The sequence below is a fragment of the Pseudoalteromonas sp. MB41 genome (genome assembly GCF_020966275.1).
In the GTDB taxonomy this organism is placed as follows: domain Bacteria; phylum Pseudomonadota; class Gammaproteobacteria; order Enterobacterales; family Alteromonadaceae; genus Pseudoalteromonas; species Pseudoalteromonas lipolytica.
The window spans coordinates 80,231-98,344 of the sequence record NZ_JAJJZF010000017.1; the positions used below are offsets into that span (position 1 = coordinate 80,231).

The window sequence follows — 18,114 nt, forward strand, 5'->3', positions numbered from 1 at the left end:
TTCTATACCTTAAAACATATCTTTTAGACACTACGCATCACAGGGGCTAAGTGATCATTTTGAGGTTAAATAGCGTTTGTTTATGACAATAATTGCCATGAACATCGAGGCCCAACTAATGCCATAACACAACCAGAACATCCAAAGCGATATATCGATGTTTAAAACACCAAAACGCGCCCCTGCATAATAGCTACCCGGTGCAAAAAGAGCGCATACAAGCCACCCTAAATACCATGGAAGCTTTTGCAGAAACTGCATTGAAGTATTGATGGTTAAAAGCAATGCTCCCCAAAGGAGTACCAGCCAAAATGGAAAGGGGTAGACTTTAAAACTCAGTAAATTTAAGGATGTCGCAAGCCATTCAAAGCCTAACGCAAGGGGCAGGCCACACACTAGAAGCAAAAGGTCTTGCTTGCGTTGCTCGGAAAGATAGATCATCAATCCAACAACGCCTAAAGCTGGAATAACGGCTTGTTGCTCAAGGAGTAAGGCCATAAACCACACTCCCTGAAACAACACGAAATTAATAATTGAGCGCAATGTCATCGCCTGAGTGAACAAAACGAGGTCGACGAGCAACCAAATGAACTGTGCTAATCGAACGCGTTCTGAACGCGCCTTCGCAATAAGCCAAATAAAATAGCCATAAGCGATAGAAGCGTTGATCAAATTTAACTTTATCGATTTCAGGCCAGCTTGCCACAAAGCGTTCACGCCAGTCAGCCAACGTTCTGGCGTAATGTACGCCAATGTCTTTAACACTGTGAACAACCATGTCAGTTTGCTGTTTAATTTGCTTGTTCATTTCATCTAAGCATGGCAAACAACCGCCGGGGAAAATATACTGCTGTATAAAATCTGAGTTCTTTAAGTAATGGCTATAGCGTTGATCCGCAATTGTAATCGCTTGTATTAGCATTGCCCCATTAGCTTTTAACAGTGACTGACACTTAGCAAAAAAGCCAGGCAAATACTCGTGACCCACAGCTTCAATCATCTCAATAGAGACAAGCTTATCGTAGCGGCCCTCAAGGAGTCGATAATCGTGTTTAAGCAACGTTATTTTGTGCTCTAAATTTAATTCTTTTATTTTTTCTGCAACATAATCATGTTGCTCATCAGAAATAGTGGTGGTTGTGACATGGCAATCAAAATGCGTTGCAGCATAGATAGCAAATGCCCCCCACCCCGTTCCAATCTCAATGACCTTATCGCCAGGTTGCAAGTCGACTTGCTCACATATAAGAGCGAGTTTGTGTGTTTGTGCTTGTTCTAGCGTCGCTGCTTTCGATGGATACACAGCGCACGAATAAAGCATTTCGTCACTTAAAAATGCGCTGTATAAATCATTGCCTAAATCGTAATGCGCTGCGATGTTCTTTTTAGAACCCGATGCAGAGTTTTTGTTTTTTAAGTGATTGACTCGGTGAGCAATGCCACTTAAAAAAGCGAATTTTTTTTCAAAAGCGTCTAGTTTGTCTTGGTTGAGGGCAAATATTTCGATGAGTTGCGTTAAGTTATCACAATCCCAATACCCTAAAATATACGCTTCACCAGCCCCCACACTGCCCGACATGGCAAACATTTTATACATTGCGGCGTCATTTACTGTCACCGTAACACTGAGCGAACTGTGTGGATTACCAAACTGTTCGCGCTCGTTGCCATCAATTAATGTGATGCAGCCTATGTCGATACTGCTGAACGCACCTGTCACCAGTTTCTTATAAATTTTTGACAACCAACCTGTTGTAGAGGATTGCGTTAAATTTGATACTTTTTCCATCACATCACCTAATTTTAATTCTCTTGCTCGCCTGAGTGACCAATAAAGGGCACACGTTTGCAAAATAGTTTCAGCGCATGAATGTAAATACCTTTAAAAATACTCAACGTCATCGCTGGAAACTGTTTCAGCACGGCACTAACCTGCTCTTTAGTCAGGGCTTGCCTTTGCAAACGAAGTGTTGCATCAAACAAAAGAGTGTCGTCTTTTTTATTTTCAATATGAATCATAGCGTTATCAGAATTAAGTCTGACATTCCAATGATAGTTCATATCTAAGTTCATGAAAGGTGATACGGAGAAAACCTTTTTAAAGTTCACTTTTTTTTCTAAAGGTACGACATAATAATGACGTTCATTCCACGGCGTGTTACTCACTTCTGCAAGCATGTGTGTAAAATTGCCATCGGGGGTTTGATAAAAGAAAAAATTTACGGGGCTGAAGTAAATGCCAAAACAGCGCATTTGCCCCAGCATATAAACATGGCTAAACGTTGTGTTAATCCCCAGTTCTGCAAGCTTATCCAGTGCGCGTTGCTGCAATGATAACTGCATGTTGGTTTGATAGTTAAAATAATCGCTTTGTTTAAACTTTAATAGTTTAAAGCCATTACAACCAAGCCAAGGATGAATATTATTCAGCTCCTCTGGCTTGGCTAAATCGACCCACATCATGTAGAGCGGGTATTTAAAGTGATGCTCTTTTACTGCAAAACGCCGATGTCGAACATCACCAATGTAAATAGCACTATTCAAACTCAACTCCGAGTTGTTTAGCTACATTCACGGCACTTCTTACACCATCTTCATGAAAACCATTGTACCAATAGGCACCGCAGAAATAGCTGTTTTTATGGCCATCTATCAGCGCTTTTTTCTGCTGGGCAGCAATAGATTCTTTGTTAAAGACAGGATGGTGATAGATAAATTCGCGTAAGATTTTGTCTTTGTTAATTCCCTCTAAGTGGTTTAAGGTCACACAGAATTGTGGTTTACTTTCAATTCCTTGCAAAATATTCATTTGGTAAGTAACCACAGCAGCTTTGTCTGTGTTGTTATTAAGCAAATAATTCCAACTTGCCCAGGCAGCCTTACGTTTAGGAAGCAAAGAGGTATCGGTATGCAATACCACCGAATTCGCTGTGTATGGAATCGCAGAAAGTACCGCTTTTTCATCCTCAGTTGGGTCTAACAAGAGCTTTAAAGCTTGGTCTGAGTGACACGCAAAAACAACTTTATCAAACGTTTCGCTGTGACCATCATCAAAATGAACATGGGCACACTCTTCACCACGCGATACAGAACTAATATTACTGTTAAGACGAATTTTGTCTGCAAAACCTTTAATCATTGGCTTGATGTATTCACGAGACCCTCCCGGAATAACATACCACTGAGGGCGGTTGGTAATATCTAAAAGGCCATGGTTATAAAAGAACTTAACGAAGAACTCTGTTCCCACTTTGGTCATTTCTTTAATACTGGTCGACCAAATTGCAGCTCCCATTGGCAGGATATAGTGGTAACGAAAAAATTCGTTAAAATCATGCTCATCTAAAAACTCACCTAGCGTTTGGTTAGGTTGATAATTTTGATCTGCATGTAACGCCTTACACACATCATTAAAACGCACGATGTCTTTGAGTAGTTTCCAAAACTTAGGACGAAAGATATTTCGCTTTTGTGCAAATAAACTAAAAAAAGTGTGGCCATTGTATTCAAAGCCCGTTTGTTCATTATGCACACTAAAACTCATTTGCGTTTTTTGTCGTTGCACTCCCAATCGGTCGAGCAATTTTTCAAAGTATGGATAGGTTCTATCATTAAACACAATAAAGCCTGTATCAACGGCATAATCAACACCGTCAACGTTGACATCAATTGTGGCAGTGTGACCGCCTATATAGTCATTTTTTTCGAACACTGTTACATCATAATGTTTATGAAGTAGGTGCGCACAGCTTAAACCAGCTATACCCGACCCAATTACGGCCACTTTTTTCAACGTGATAATCCTTTTGCAAGCTTCAGCCATAATGGCGTAGGAAGCATTCGTAATAATTTTAAAATGAGGGTAAATCGATAAGGGAAATGCACTTCCTTACGTCGTTTTTCAACCCCTTTGTATATGTAATTAGCTGCTTTTTCTGCGCTAACCGCCATGGGCATAGGAAAGTCGTTTTTATCTGTTAAAGGCGTTTTCACAAATCCGGGATGAACCAAGGTCACGTCTACATCATTTAAATCAACAGCAAGGCTGTTTGCCAAATAACTGACTCCCGCCTTAGAGGCGCCATAGGCTTGGCTTCGTGGCAAGGGTAAATATGTGACGCTTGAACTGACAATGACCAACTGGCCACCCGGCTTAATTTTTGGCAGCAAGGCCTCTAAGCAGTAGCCCATGCTTAATAAGTTTGTTGTTACAACGCGGGTAAATAATGCACTGTCGAAATTACGCGCATCATCAATATATTCACAATTTCCTGCGTTTAATATAACGCGATCAAATTGTGTGTAGGCCACGGTGCTTGAACGGATGTCTTGCAAATTTGTGGCATCAAACTCACAACGTTCAATGTTGCTGTGGGCACTTAATTTAGCAAGCTTGTCGGTGTTACGACCACAGGCTATAACCTGCTCGCCAGCATCTGCGTATTTATACGCAAGCGCTTCACCTATGCCAGATGTCGCGCCTGTAATTAGTGTTGTCATTATGCACTCGCTCTTTTATCAATGAAACGAACTGCTGAACCAAGTAACGGAATGTGTCTGTACAGTAAGGCACCCGCATCGAAATAATCGCGATGTTGGATAATTTTTTCGTTAGAAAAAACGAGCCGACTGTGCCCTTCCACCGCTATTTTTTTACCTTTGTTTAATTTTGGATGACGGTAAAACATTGTCCAATAAATAAAGGCTTTGTTGGTCGTGTGCTCGACATCAGTGATGTTAAATTCACAAGAAATAACATTAGCGTACAAATTTTTAAAATAGCCGTGTAAAGCGGCTAAACCATCCACTGCATGAAGGGGGTCTGAAAATTGGATATCTTGATGGTAGATTTCATCAAGCAGATGCAAATTGTCTTTATTGAGTGTTTGATAAACATTAATAAATCTGTCAAGGGTCGCCTTGTCCATATCACACCTTAAACGCGTTCAACGCACGCTCTCGCGCCGCTTTATGATCAACTATTGGAGACCAATAACTGCTTTTACTTCCCTGTTTAGCTAAGTAGTCATGTGGGAAGTGAATGTGTTTCGCAGATATTTTTTCCAACTCTGGTAGATATTTACGGATAAACTCACCATCTGGATCAAAGCGCTCGCTTTGGGTGATTGGATTAAAAATACGAAAATAAGGTTGTGCATCACACCCTGTGCTAGCAGCCCATTGCCATCCACCATTGTTTGACGCCAGATCGCCATCAATCAAGTGTTTCATAAAAAAGCGTTCGCCTTTGCGCCAATCAATAAGGAGGTGCTTAGTTAAGAAACTAGCAACCACCATTCGCAACCGGTTATGCATCCAGCCGGTTTGCAATAATTGTCGCATTGCTGCATCCACAAGCGGATAGCCGGTTTTACCTTCACACCACGCATTAAAGTCATGTTCGTCGTCGCGCCATGCTAGGGCATCGTATTTATCGTTGAAGTTGGCGTATTTACTCAAACTTGGATAAATCGCAATCAGGTGACGATAGAACTCGCGCCAAATCAACTCGTTTACCCAGCAAAACAGACTACTTTTAGCATTTTTCAATACATCGGGGTGACGCTGCTGAATGAGCGCCAGCAACTGATGAACACTAATAATGCCCAGCGCTAAATAAGGGCTTAAACCAGAGGTGCCTTTAATACTTGGGATATCACGTTGTTCCTGATACGTACCAAGCTTTTCGTCGATAAAGCGTGTACATACATGGCTTAGCGTTTCATCATCAACCGGCCATTTTTCGGAGCTGCCGTCAGAGGTTAATAATTCATTTTCTTGCCACTGAACTGCAGGTGGCATATTAGGCGGCTCGGCAAAATAAAAATGCGTATCTTGAAACTGCTTTAACCACGCATTTTTGAAAGGCGTGAACACTTTAAACATCTCGCCACTTTGGTTTTTAATACTGCCTGGGGGGGCAATAACATCACCATCATAGCTGTAAAAATGTACATCTAGCGCATCAGCTTTAACTAAAAATGCATTATCTCGTTCAACTTCATTGAGTTCGTATTCATTATTTGCATAAACACTTTCAATAGAATGCTGTTGGCAAAACGCTGAGAGCTTATCAACACACCCCGAATAATCGTGTGCATCAATAAGGTGTAATGTAATGCCTTTATCAGCTAAAAGTTGCCCTAAGAATGCTAAACGGCGCTTTAATAAATCAATCTGAATAGGTGCTACATCATGTTGTTGCCATTGTTTTTCGGTTATAAAAAACACCGCATCTTGGCATCCATTGTCGATAGCGCGATATAAAGCGTCGTTATTAAAAAGGCGCAAATCGCGCCTAAACCAAAATAATGTCTTCATTAAATTCCGTAGCGTAATTTCAGTTCGTTCGGGTAAGGGTCAAAATAGACTTGCTTTGCAAGGTATTCATTGGGATGTATTTTTAGATGGTGCTTAATTAAGGTAAGCGGTACGTACAAAGGAACAAGTCCTTTTCGATACTCGTCAATCGCATCGCGAAGCTCTTGCTTTTCAATTTTAGTGAGCGACTTTTTAAAATACCCCTGCAAGTGCATTAAGGTATTGGCATTATTTTTTCGCGAAGCAGGTTTCTTTAATGCGGTCATTAGTCCCAAAATGTACTCATTCGCGAGCGCATTAATATCTTCGCCATCAAATGTGCCCAGTAAGTTACCCAAGTTTCGATACGCCTCGTAATTATGAGCCATCAGCAAATATTTATATTGCGCATGAAACTGCGTTAAACGGTGCACGGTAATGGGTTGCTCATTAAGCGTTTGCCAATGTTTGTAGGTGTAGACCCGCATGACAAAGTTTTCACGCAGGTGCATATCGTTTAAGCGACCGTTTTCTTCACAGGGTAGTAGCGGGTTGTGAGCCATAATTTGCTCAGCAAAAAAACCAACGCCCTCAGAAGTATTTCCGGTACCCGCTTCATTGTAAATTTTAATCCGTTCCATGCCACAGCTTGGGCTTTTAGCACAAAACACAAAACCGCTTAACTCAGCAGTTTGTTCTGTTGCCACGCGCTTACCATACTCAGTCAGTTTAGGGCCAACATCGCCCGTGCCATCTGGTCGACATACTTTTATCGTGTCACCAACACGCACTTGGCGAATGGTCGGTCGCGGTATTGGCAAACCAACCGCGACTTCAGGGCAAAACTTTTTATACTCGACATGATTAGCTAACTCATCCATGCAAAAGTTTGATTTTTTGTGACCACTATCAAAACGCACTTTATCGCCTGCTAAGCAAGCACTAATACCTATTTTTATTGTCGATTGCAGCATAAAGTTCCTACTAATAAATCAAATTACCAATTGGATTAAGTAATTTGCTGATACCCTTGTTAAAGTGTAGAGCACTGCTCACCACCGTAAAACATAAGCACCCTTGCGCCGTTTTAGGCGTATGATTATGACGCCCATCAAGCATCATAAAATCTCCAGGTACGTAACTGCCTTCTTCATCACTAAACTCACCCTCTAGTAGTAAGGTTAGCTCAAATCCAGTATGTGTGTGCTCTGGAATTTCACCCCCTGCATCAATATGTAAAAGACTGGCTCTTAAAGCACCGTCGTCTATGTCAATGCGTGAGCGAGCCAACTTACCAAGTTGCATAAAGTTACTGTGACCAATACGTGTTAATGCGCGAGGCAATGTGTAAGTTTTGTCTTTAATATCGATCGTAATGGGGGCTTGCTCGTAAATTTCGTCGATTGCATCGTCTGCTGTAATTGCATCGAATAAGCCTGCATCAAATGAATCTTCACTATCAGCATCAAATCCTGCAAATACATTATCAGCCTGTTTGGCTTCGAGTGCTGCAATCTCTTTTTTACACACGGGGCACATTTCAACATGAATAGCAACAGCGATACTCAAAGATGCTGGCAAATTGCCTTCGCTGAACTGCATGAGAATGTCGTTAGAAGGATGGTGCTTAATCATGTTGGTCTCCCATTTCGTTGCGTAACTTCTGCAAGGCCAAGCGAAGACGAGACTTCACTGTGCCTACGGGAATATTTAAATGCTCTGCAAGTTGTTCTTGCGACATATCTTGAAAATACACCCCACGTACAACTTCACGTTGCGCCTGAGGCAGCTTGTTAAGGTACTGCTTAATTTGTTTGTCTTCTAAATGGTCGCTAAATTCGTGTTGACCCGGAGTTGCTTCATCAATAAGTGGCCAAATATCTTCGCTGATACACTCTTCTCTACTGCTTTTCATTTTTCTTAGCATGTCGAAAGAAGCATTACGCATCACGGTATAAACCCATGTCGTTGCAGCCCCTTTATCCTTGTGATAGAGGTGTGCCTTGCGCCAAACTGAAGTAAGCGTTTCTTGCACAAGCTCCATCGCTTGCGCTTCAGAGCCAAATTGTTTAATTCCAAAGCGCTTTATTTTTGGCGAAAAATATTGGAACAACAGCGCAAACGCCCGTTTATCGCGGTGCGTTGCAACTGCAAATAATGCATCTGCAAGCTCTTTGCTTGGTGTATCTGGCATGGCAGTGAATTGACCTGTGTTAGGTTTACAACCTGTTTGAAGTTGTTGACTTACCATTTTAATGTCATCCAATTATTGTCGTTACGTACATTACGCAGAGCGACAACAAACAGATCACATTAATCAGTAAATTCGGTATTAATCAAAGTATGGAGGAAACTTAGCAAATTTTCAAAGTTAGATTTAAAGGCAAGTTGTTGTTTTTTAACTAGTGAAATGGGTAATATTTCGAGCCAACGCGCAGCAACCCACGCAAGGTTATCAAATTGAGGGGCTTTATAGAGTGCAGCTAAATCAGGTTGATTCGCAAATACAGCTTGCAACGTATGGCTTAGCAATAAGTTTTCATCGGTGACGACTGATTTTACATACCAGCTCGGTTTCGACACGCGCTCAACATCAGCATGACGAAGCGCTTGTTTATCATAAAATGGTTGATTGATAGACACGGCATGCTCTGCATACACATCAATGAGTAACTGCCCGCTATCATCTTGATTAAAATCGGTTATTTGCATCATACAACCGAACTCAGGCAGGTTAAGCTCTGTGTCGTGTTGGTATGTGCAAAGCACAAATCCGGTGTTGTCTTTAACAGCTTCTTTTACCATGGTTAAGTAACGCTGTTCAAAGATTCTTAGCTTTGTGTACCCTTCAGGTAAAATAAAAACCGGTAAAGGAAAAATCGCACGCTTCATAAAGTCAACTATCAAAAAACCACATGCCTTTAGTTACGTGCGCTTTTAGTCCGCCGATCAATATTTCATGAAATCTTAATTCTATTTCCTATCCTAAAAATTGAACCATTGTGCAACATTACGAAATAACTCGATTGATGCATACGCACTGAGTAAACTCAACACAGGTGCAACCATAAGTAAAAATAAGCTGATTTCACTACTCATTGTCCTGCCTCCTTACTGCTTGTTAGTTACTTCAGATGTTTTTGCAGCCAACGTTACGGCTTCTTTTGAAGCGGTGTCCGCATCACCCATGTAACTTTCAAGTAATTTTTGAGCATCAAACTCAATGCTTTTATTCACACTTTGCTTAAGCTCTATACTTGCTTGTTGAACATAGCTTTTAATGGTTTGTGTGATGGTGTTACTAATGTCTAATTCAAAGTCAGTAGCACTTGCTTGAGCAGACCCTAATACAAGTAACGCAGCAGTCGTAAGTTTTAGTGAGTTATTCATAATGATATTCCTTGTCTCTTTAAGTAATTAGTCGTAATTACATAATCAAAGGTTGTGCCATCATGAAAATATTTTATAAATACTTGTTTTTAAATGAATTTTATAGACAATTAATTTTTGCACTTATTCAGTATTGGTTAATAAAACCAATGAAATTTACTTTTTTAACCAACTTTTAGTGAAAAAAATAAGCGTTGATAAATTCAGCGTACACTTGTACACTGAAATTGTTTTTTAATTCATTTTTATTAGATGGTCTATGACAACTGCGCTTCCTTATTCACGCCAAGAAGAACAACTTAATGTGCTCACACATGGCTTAGGTGTCCTATTTTCTGTGTATGTACTGTGGGACTTAGTGTCACAATCAAACGCAATGTCAGCCACCGTGAGTGCTGTTGTGTATGGCTCAAGCTTATTGGTACTTTTTTTAGCCTCAACGCTCTACCACGCAAGTACAAAAGAGCGCCTGCGTGCTATTTATAAAAAGTGTGACCACTGTGCAATTTACTTACTGATTGCGGGTACCTACACGCCTTATTTAGTTATTTCGTTGTCGGGCGCGTGGGCAGTGGCCGCATTAGTGTTTATTTGGTCTTTAGCCATTGGCGGGGTAATTTATAAGTTGCTTGTAAAGCATACCAATAAAAAAATATCGCTCACAACATACTTATTGATGGGTTGGTTTGCACTTGCTCTTGTTTACCCTTTATATTTGAATCTTGACCCAAGTGCGTTGTGGTGGTTACTCGCAGGCGGCATTGCTTATAGCTTGGGAACTTTCTTTTACAGCGCTAAAACGCGACATTACAGTCACGCTATATGGCATGTATTTGTACTTATCGGCTGCGTATGTCACTACCTATCTATTAGTTTATACGTGTATTGAGGCGGGTTTATAAATTTATAGCGGGCGTAGTGGCTTAGTCCCATTGATGTATACGCATATTAATTTTTGACTTGTTAAAGGTGACACCCTCTATTATCAGTTTTTCACGTTGCTCACGGTGTTTAGGTGTGCCTTCAGGAAAGGATATTTTGCCCTGACTATTGACCACCCGATGCCATGGAATTTTAGAATCGCTTGGCATCATTTTTAATAATCGTCCCACCAGTCTTGCATTATTAGGATAACCAGCAAGACCAGCTACCTGCCCGTAGCTGGCTACTTTTCCCTCTGGAATAGAGGCTATAACCGTATAAATGAGTTCTTCTTTAGTTGCTTGTTGCACGAATTGAATCCAAATACTGTTTACTTACTTCACTAAATGCCTGCCAAATAGCCCTCGCAACCGGGCCATGGTGCACGGAGTGCTGTCTAAATACGCGAATTTCTGCACCAAATTGATGCTCTCTATCTGTAATTTTTATTTGCTGTAAAAGACCTGCTTCTATTTCACTTTGACAGTGCTGTAAACTGATCATTGCCCACCCTGCCCCAGAAAGCAAAAACGATTTAACACTGGTTATATCATCAATTTTCATCAAGGCAGACCCTAGCGTATAAGAGAGTCTGTCGCTATCAAAACTTAAGTCACTCTCAAACATTGCCAGACACGGGTAATTTTGAATGTCGGCAAAGCTAATTTCCGCTGGCACGACACTTGGCGCACTTACAATGCCAATGTCAAATTTACCAATGGGTAAACTTTCTAGATCACCCGTCGCATGAAACAAATCAAACCATGGGCCAATTCCTAAATCTGCTTGATGGCTATTTACTTGCTCTAGCGAAACAAAGCGTTTACCAGACGAAATACTAAACTCGGTGCTCGAAAAGCGCTTGAAAGTGTGGCTAATGACTTGGTTATAACTATGTTGATGGCACAGCTGCTCGTAACAAATTCGGTAATTAGCTTCATTACCGAGTGCAAGCTCTTTAGCTAACGAACTTAACTCACTGTTAGCATTAAGCAACTGACGCGCCTCTCGATAAAAAATACGCCCTTTTTCAGTCAAATGTAATCGGTAGTGTGCACGGTCTAATAACTCAAAGCCTAGTTCAGACTCTAGCTTCTTGATGGCAATTGTAAGGGCGGGTTGTGTTTTATGAAGCTTTACCGCCGCTTGGCTCAAACTAGAGCTTTGCACGATAGCATCTAAAATAATTAATTGATTTAAATTCATTAACCGCAAACCCTATTAATAAAATTAATGATGTTTCTAAAATTTAATAATTTTTATTTTATATCTTTGCAGCGTATCCTGCAGCAAATTTATGCTTTCATATCTATGGAGAAGACAATGAGATTGGCATCCGCCGTGTTATTCACCACTGTATTATGGTCACTTGCGGCATGTACAGAGCAAACTGCGCAAAGCAACGCTGAGCCGGTCATACGCCCTGTTAAACTTTTCAATACCAACAGTCAGTCAGATCAGGCTATTCGTAGTTTTCCTGCTGAAGTCGTTGCCAACCAAGGGTCTTACTTGGCCTTTAGGGTTAATGGTGAATTACTTGAGTTTCCTGCACTTGCTGGCCAACATGTTGAAAAAGGCCAACTTCTTGCCAAACTTGATCCAGAAGATTTTCAGCTTCAGTACGAAGAGCGAAAAGCACGTTTTGAGCTTGCTGACTCGCAACTTGAACGCGTTCAAAAGCTATTTGATCGCTCCATCGCAAGCCAAGCAGAGCTAGACCAAGCACTGGCAAATAAGCAAGTGGCAGAGTCTGCTTTAAAAATTGCAAAAACCAATTTAGATAACAGTGAACTTCGCGCTCCTTTTGCGGGGACTGTGGCAAAAGTTTTTGTGAAAAACTTTGAAAATATCCAAGCAAAGCAAAACATATTACGTCTTGAAACCCGCGACTTAATGGATGTGGTTATCCAAGTGCCTGAAAAACTCATTGCACGCATTGATAAAGACGTTAACTACCAACCTGATGTTATTTTTGATGGCTACCCAGACAAGTCGTACCAACTCACCGTAAAAGAATTTGACACCCAAGCTGACCCAACCACCCTTACATACAAAGTGGTGTTTTCGCTGCCAGTGCCTGAAGACTTTAATCTTCTTGCGGGAATGACAGGCCGTGTTGATATTGATTTAAGCAAAATCACCCACTCACAATCAGCGTATATTCTGCTGCCTGTTGAGGCAGTGTTTTCAGAGCCTACAGAGTCTGAAAAAAATAATAGCTATGTATGGCTGTATGACGAAAACACCGGTTTAGTTCACAAAAAAGCGGTTAAAGTGGGCCAATTACACCGCAACGGTATTGAAGTGCTTTCAGGTATTGAGCAAGGTCAAATGGTGGTTGCTGCAGGTGTGCATTCCTTAGAGGAAGGCATGAAAGTACGTCCATGGCAAAAAGAGCGAGGCTTATAATGAGCTTTGCTGCACTTGCTATTGAGCGAAAAGTTATAAGCTGGATGTTCGCACTGTTTTTGCTAATAGGCGGCACCGTGGCTTATTTTGGTTTAGGGCAACTTGAAGACCCTGAGTTCACTTTGAAAAAAGCAATGGTGATCACTCTGTACCCAGGTGCCTCACCACAACAAGTTGAAGAAGAAGTTACTTTTCCAATTGAAAATGCAATTCAACAATTACCCTATGTTGATTATGTCACCAGTATTTCGTCGCCCGGTAAATCACAAATTACCGTTGAGATGAAAAGTAATTACCGCAAACAAGACCTTCGCCAAATTTGGGATGAATTGCGCCGTAAAATTAACGACCAAGCCGCAGCAATGCCTTCGGGTGTTTACCCAAGTAAAATTATGGATGATTTTGGTGATGTTTACGGTGTGATGTATGCCGTGACAGGTGATGGCTATTCGTATGATGAGTTAAAAGACTACGTTGATTATTTAAAGCGTGAGTTAGTGCTGGTTGATGGCGTAAGCAAAGTAACCGTTGGCGGTGAGCAACAAGCACAGGTAATGGTTGAAATTTCAACCCGAAAATTAGCACAATTAGGTATTTCGCCAGACCGTATTTACCAGCTTTTGCAAACCCAAAATAGTGTTTCTAACGCGGGGAAAGTACGGGTTGGCGATGAATCAATTCGTTTACACCCCACCGGTGAATTTAAAGACGTTAAAGAGCTTGAAAACCTTTTAATTTCAAAGCCGGGTGAAAACGAGCTTATATATTTAGGTGATGTTGCAACGGTATTTAGAGAGTATGCAGAAGTACCAAATAACATTATTCGCTTTAATCAGCAGCAAGCACTCCTTGTAGGCGTGTCGTTCAGCACAGGTGTAAACGTGGTTGATGTGGGCGCTAAAATAGACGCGCATTTAGCATCGTTAGAATACCAACGCCCACACGGTATAGAGATTAATAGTGTTTATAATCAGCCAGCAGAAGTCGAAAAGTCAGTCAGTGGTTTTATTATTAGCTTACTTGAAGCCGTTGCTATCGTCATTGTGGTGTTGCTGGTATTTATGGGCTTTAAAAGCGGTGTACTAATAGGTGTCATTTTACTCCTAACCGTACTCGGCACCTTTATCTTTATGAAGCTATTTGCCATTGATTTGCAGCGGATTTCGCTCGGCGCTCTGATCATTGCGCTCGGTATGCTGGTTGATAACGCGATTGTTGTTACCGAAGGTATTCTTATTAATTTAAAGCGCGGGCAAACTAAACTACAAGCTGCAACCAATATTGTTGATCAAACTAAATGGCCGTTATTGGGTGCAACCGTGATTGCGGTTACTGCATTTGCCCCAATTGGTTTAAGCTCGGATGCCAGTGGTGAGTTTGCAGGTAGCTTATTTTGGGTGTTGTTTATTTCGTTATTACTCAGTTGGATTACGGCAATTACACTCACGCCTTTCTTTGCTGACTTAATGTTTAAACAAGCTACGGAAAAACAGCCTCACCACGATGAAGACCCTTATCAAGGTATCATCTTCAATGTGTATAAAGGTGTTTTGCATTGCGCAATGCGTTACCGTAAAACCACCTTATTGCTCATGGTGATCATGCTCGTTAGTGCGGTATTTGGCTTTAAGTTTATTAAGCAATCATTCTTTCCGGCCTCGAACACCCCCATGTTTTATGTCGATTACTGGCATACTCAAGGTGCCGATATTCATACCACGATGGACGGGGTAGCAAAACTTGAAGCGTTTCTACAAGCCGATCCTCTCGTTGAAGAAGTGACCACCACGGTTGGCCAAGGTGCTCCTCGCTTTATGCTGACATACGCGCCAGAAAAGTCATACCCAGCTTATGGACAGTTGATTATTCGTGTACAAGATCGTGAGGCCGTGACAGCCATGATCAAAAAAGTGCGCGACTACCAACATGAACATGTTCTCGATGCGCAGCTTAAAGTTAAACGCATGGAAATTGGGCCATCGACCGATGCAAAAATTGAAGCGCGCTTTTCAGGCGCTGATCCTGTCGTACTTCGTCAGCTCGCTAAGCAAGCAAAAGACATTCTTCATCAAGACGCTGGTGCCTTTAATATTCGTGATGATTGGCGTGCTCGCTCTAAACTTATTCGTCCGCAGTTCAACGAACAAAAAGCACGCCGTTTAGGGATTGCTAAGTCTGATCTTGATCAGCTTTTATTAACAAGCTTATCGGGTAAACAGGTCGGCGTGTATAAAGACGGCACGCAAATGCTGCCCATTATTGCACGCTCGCCTGCAGAAGAGCGGTTAAATGTCGAAAGCCTGCGCGACTTACAAATATACAGCCCTGTATTGGGAGTCTTTGTGCCAGTTACGCAAGTAGTTGATGACTTTGTTGTTGAATGGGAAGACAGTTTAATTATGCGCCGTGACCGAAAACGCACTATCACTGTCATGGCAGACCATGATGTGATTGGTGATGAAACACCTGCGAAGCTGTTTGCCCGTGTCCGCAAAGATATTGAAGCGATTGACCTGCCACACGGCTACGAGTTGCAATGGGGCGGCGAGTTTGAATCAGCAAGCAAAGCACAAAAAGCGATTTTTGGCTCATTACCGCTTGGTTACTTGGCAATGTTTGCAATTACTGTATTGCTGTTTAACTCAGTTAAAAAACCACTGGTTATCTGGGCTACAGTGCCTCTGGCAATCATTGGTGTATCGGCAGGTTTGTTATTAATGAATGCAGCGTTTAGCTTTATGGCACTGCTTGGTTTACTGAGCTTAAGTGGCATGTTGATTAAAAACGGCATCGTATTAGTGGATCAAATTAACCTCGAACTCGATAGCGGAAAAGAGCCCTATCAAGCCGTGTTTGATTCAGGCGTTAGTCGTGTGCGCCCAGTCGCTATGGCAGCGATCACGACTATTTTAGGAATGATCCCACTTTTATTTGACGTATTCTTCCAATCAATGGCGGTCACAATCATGTTTGGGCTTGGTTTTGCGACAGTACTGACACTTATTGTTGTGCCAGTGCTTTATACACTGTTGTTTAAAATTAAAGTACCTAAACAACGCCACAGTAATTAAGTACTCTTGTATTTGTGCCTCCCCTGAAAGGATATTTTCAGGGGAGGCACTAAAAATTAATTGTATTTGTATCCAATCAATTGCTCTAACCGATGCGCAATTGCAATCAACTCTTTTTCACTCAACGCACCACCCGTAATAGAAAGTCCAACGGGCATATGATGCACTTTACCCATAGGCAGCGTTAAATGAGGGTAGCCAGATACAGCCGGGTAAGTAGAAAAGCTGCCCGTGAAGTGATCCCCATTGATACGGTCTATTGACCACGCGGGTGTTAAAGTCACAGTAATAATTGCATCAAGATTGTGTTCTTTAAGCATTTTATCTAAGCCATCTGCTCTGGTTGCTTGATGCACTTTTTGTAATGCTGTTAAATACTTCTGGTCGGTTAACGTTGCTTTTTGCTGCGACTTTTCAAATATTTCTTGTTGAAAGTAAGGCATCTCCTTAGTAGCGTGAGCTTGATTAAACTGGATCAACTTTTCTAGTGTCAGCGATTTATATTCGTTTGGCAGTTGAGCAAGGTAGTCATTTAAAGTCGCTTTAAACTCATAGAGTAAAACATCATAACTATCTTGATAAAAATGATCATATGGCTCTGTCGATAACCCCTCAACTAATAAAGCACCTTCTTGTTCGAGCATCTGTTTAGTCTGGTTAAAAAGTGACTCAACTTGCTCATGAGCAAGTGGCGCAGCATACAGTACACCTAAACGCTTGCCTTTTAATGAGATGGCACTTTGCTCTGGCGTATAGTCATAATTAAGGTGCCCTTTTGCGATGTTTGTTGCGGGATCTTTTTCATCAAAACCTTGCATAACTGACAGTAAAATGGCCGCGTCAATTACCGAGCGTGTCATAGGCCCCGCTGTATCTTGCGTATGAGAAATAGGCACAATGCCATGGCGGCTCAATAAACCTACCGTGGGCTTTATACCCACAATACCATTTGCAGAAGACGGACACGTAATAGAGCCATTTGTTTCAGTTCCAATCGCAGCAACACTTAAAAAGGCGGCAACAGCAGCACCAGAGCCTGAACTAGACCCGCACGTAGAACGATTTAAATCATGGGGATTACGCGTTTGCCCCCCAATCGCACTCCACCCAGACGATGAACGTTCAGAGCGCATATTGGCCCATTCACTTAAATTTGTTTTGCCTAAAATAATGGCCCCTGCACGTTTAAGTTTGGCAATAATTGGCGCATCTCTGTGCGTAAAATTATCTTTTAATGCTAACGAGCCTGCCGTTGTAGGCATAGTCTCAGTTTCGATATTATCTTTTACTAAAATTGGTATGCCATGCAAAGGGCCGCGTAACTTACCATGACTAAGCGCTTCATCAAGTTGCATAGCTATGCTTATAGCATCGGGGTTCATTGCAACCACAGCATTTAATTGAGGATTGAGCTCATCGATTTGCTGAATAAAAAACTGTGTTAATTCAGTTGCTGTGAGCTGTTTTTCTTTCATTGCCTGAATTAATTGCGGGATTGTACTTTGTTGAACAAGGTTTTTTAGTTGTTGATTTCTTTGTTCAGAGAGTGGGGTATTTTCTTTTGCAGACACATTAACTGTAAAGCATAAAGCGGCTAAAAAAACACTTAATGCGAATACATGTAAAGCACGAATAACCTGACTAATTCCTGTGTACATTTGTCGTTCCTGTTTTATAGAGTGTTGTTGATTGTTATTTTAAAATCGGTATTTACCCATACTTTTGTAAAAGATCCACCTTCTAAAGAAGGTGGCTTTGCATTAGCCCCCTAGAAGGGGGCGTTGTTTACTGGAGTGTTAACTGCGCCTGCTCTTGCACCTCTTCCTTTTCTTGGTGCCTGACATACCGCCTTATTATTTCTTCATTTATCCCTACAGTATCTACGAAGTACCCTCTCTGCCAAAAATGGTTTCCCCATAACTTGTTTTTCCTTAAGTATGGATATTTGCTAAATAGCTTTAACGCTATTTTTCCCTTTAAAGCACCCATTAATTTCGAGACTGATAACTTCGGCGGTATCTTT

Annotated in this window: 19 protein-coding genes; 3 read left to right on the forward strand and 16 right to left on the reverse strand. The window is 41.4% G+C overall.

Annotated features, from left to right (window positions below; all coding sequences use genetic code 11):
* Positions 1-54: 54 nt before the first annotated feature.
* From LPA49_RS15630 to LPA49_RS15685, 12 genes are all read right to left on the reverse strand, one after another.
* Positions 55-549, reverse strand: a complete 495-nt coding sequence (locus tag LPA49_RS15630) for a DUF2878 domain-containing protein (RefSeq protein WP_036972010.1) — start codon at positions 547-549, stop codon at positions 55-57.
* Positions 527-1,789: a cyclopropane-fatty-acyl-phospholipid synthase family protein gene (locus LPA49_RS15635; RefSeq protein ID WP_075593257.1), complete on the reverse strand. Its 1,263-nt coding sequence runs from the start codon at positions 1,787-1,789 to the stop codon at positions 527-529. Before LPA49_RS15635 ends, LPA49_RS15630 begins: the two co-directional genes overlap by 23 nt.
* Positions 1,790-1,803: 14 nt before the next feature.
* On the reverse strand, positions 1,804-2,544 hold the full coding sequence (locus LPA49_RS15640; RefSeq protein WP_230237086.1) for a DUF1365 domain-containing protein: 741 nt from the start codon (positions 2,542-2,544) through the stop codon (positions 1,804-1,806).
* On the reverse strand, positions 2,537-3,793 hold the full coding sequence (locus LPA49_RS15645; RefSeq protein WP_230237089.1) for an NAD(P)/FAD-dependent oxidoreductase: 1,257 nt from the start codon (positions 3,791-3,793) through the stop codon (positions 2,537-2,539). The genes LPA49_RS15640 and LPA49_RS15645 overlap by 8 nt, the downstream gene beginning before the upstream one ends.
* Positions 3,790-4,500, reverse strand: coding sequence for an SDR family NAD(P)-dependent oxidoreductase (locus LPA49_RS15650; RefSeq protein ID WP_182396524.1), 711 nt, complete (start codon positions 4,498-4,500; stop codon positions 3,790-3,792). The genes LPA49_RS15645 and LPA49_RS15650 overlap by 4 nt, the downstream gene beginning before the upstream one ends.
* Positions 4,500-4,928 (reverse strand): nuclear transport factor 2 family protein, encoded by a 429-nt coding sequence (locus tag LPA49_RS15655; protein WP_036972020.1) that lies wholly within the window; start codon positions 4,926-4,928, stop codon positions 4,500-4,502. The genes LPA49_RS15650 and LPA49_RS15655 overlap by 1 nt, the downstream gene beginning before the upstream one ends.
* 1 nt (position 4,929) lies before the next feature.
* Positions 4,930-6,321: a deoxyribodipyrimidine photo-lyase gene (phrB, locus tag LPA49_RS15660; protein WP_230237091.1), complete on the reverse strand. Its 1,392-nt coding sequence runs from the start codon at positions 6,319-6,321 to the stop codon at positions 4,930-4,932.
* On the reverse strand, positions 6,321-7,274 hold the full coding sequence (locus LPA49_RS15665; protein ID WP_036972023.1) for a DUF523 and DUF1722 domain-containing protein: 954 nt from the start codon (positions 7,272-7,274) through the stop codon (positions 6,321-6,323). Before LPA49_RS15665 ends, phrB begins: the two co-directional genes overlap by 1 nt.
* 10 nt (positions 7,275-7,284) lie before the next feature.
* Positions 7,285-7,935, reverse strand: coding sequence for a ChrR family anti-sigma-E factor (locus tag LPA49_RS15670; RefSeq protein WP_230237094.1), 651 nt, complete (start codon positions 7,933-7,935; stop codon positions 7,285-7,287).
* Complete coding sequence (locus tag LPA49_RS15675) at positions 7,928-8,551, reverse strand: sigma-70 family RNA polymerase sigma factor (RefSeq protein ID WP_036972027.1); 624 nt, start codon at positions 8,549-8,551, stop codon at positions 7,928-7,930. The genes LPA49_RS15670 and LPA49_RS15675 overlap by 8 nt, the downstream gene beginning before the upstream one ends.
* A gap of 62 nt (positions 8,552-8,613) precedes the next feature.
* The gene (locus tag LPA49_RS15680) at positions 8,614-9,192 is read right to left on the reverse strand and encodes an LON peptidase substrate-binding domain-containing protein (protein ID WP_036972030.1); all 579 of its coding nucleotides are present in this window, start codon (positions 9,190-9,192) and stop codon (positions 8,614-8,616) included.
* Between the two features lie 219 nt (positions 9,193-9,411).
* The gene (locus LPA49_RS15685) at positions 9,412-9,690 is read right to left on the reverse strand and encodes a hypothetical protein (protein WP_051501856.1); all 279 of its coding nucleotides are present in this window, start codon (positions 9,688-9,690) and stop codon (positions 9,412-9,414) included.
* Between the two features lie 259 nt (positions 9,691-9,949).
* On the opposite strand from LPA49_RS15685, the gene LPA49_RS15690 reads away from it, so the two are divergent.
* Entirely contained in the window at positions 9,950-10,579 is a 630-nt protein-coding gene (locus tag LPA49_RS15690) for a hemolysin III family protein (protein ID WP_036972031.1), read from the forward strand.
* Positions 10,580-10,613: 34 nt separating this feature from the next.
* Here LPA49_RS15690 and LPA49_RS15695 read toward each other — a convergent pair whose 3' ends face one another.
* Both LPA49_RS15695 and LPA49_RS15700 read right to left on the reverse strand, forming a co-directional pair.
* Positions 10,614-10,922, reverse strand: coding sequence for an MGMT family protein (locus LPA49_RS15695; protein WP_065979038.1), 309 nt, complete (start codon positions 10,920-10,922; stop codon positions 10,614-10,616).
* Complete coding sequence (locus LPA49_RS15700) at positions 10,906-11,817, reverse strand: LysR family transcriptional regulator (RefSeq protein ID WP_036972033.1); 912 nt, start codon at positions 11,815-11,817, stop codon at positions 10,906-10,908. The genes LPA49_RS15695 and LPA49_RS15700 overlap by 17 nt, the downstream gene beginning before the upstream one ends.
* A gap of 117 nt (positions 11,818-11,934) precedes the next feature.
* Between LPA49_RS15700 and LPA49_RS15705 the strand changes: the two genes are divergently transcribed.
* Positions 11,935-13,020, forward strand: a complete 1,086-nt coding sequence (locus LPA49_RS15705) for an efflux RND transporter periplasmic adaptor subunit (RefSeq protein WP_118844866.1) — start codon at positions 11,935-11,937, stop codon at positions 13,018-13,020.
* The gene (locus LPA49_RS15710; RefSeq protein WP_036972035.1) at positions 13,020-16,091 is read left to right on the forward strand and encodes an efflux RND transporter permease subunit; all 3,072 of its coding nucleotides are present in this window, start codon (positions 13,020-13,022) and stop codon (positions 16,089-16,091) included. The genes LPA49_RS15705 and LPA49_RS15710 overlap by 1 nt, the downstream gene beginning before the upstream one ends.
* Positions 16,092-16,147: 56 nt before the next feature.
* Here LPA49_RS15710 and LPA49_RS15715 read toward each other — a convergent pair whose 3' ends face one another.
* Positions 16,148-17,749, reverse strand: coding sequence for an amidase (locus tag LPA49_RS15715; RefSeq protein WP_230237097.1), 1,602 nt, complete (start codon positions 17,747-17,749; stop codon positions 16,148-16,150).
* A gap of 127 nt (positions 17,750-17,876) precedes the next feature.
* A partial coding sequence (tnpA, locus tag LPA49_RS15720) for an IS200/IS605 family transposase (protein WP_230237099.1) occupies positions 17,877-18,114 on the reverse strand: 238 nt, incomplete at its 5' end.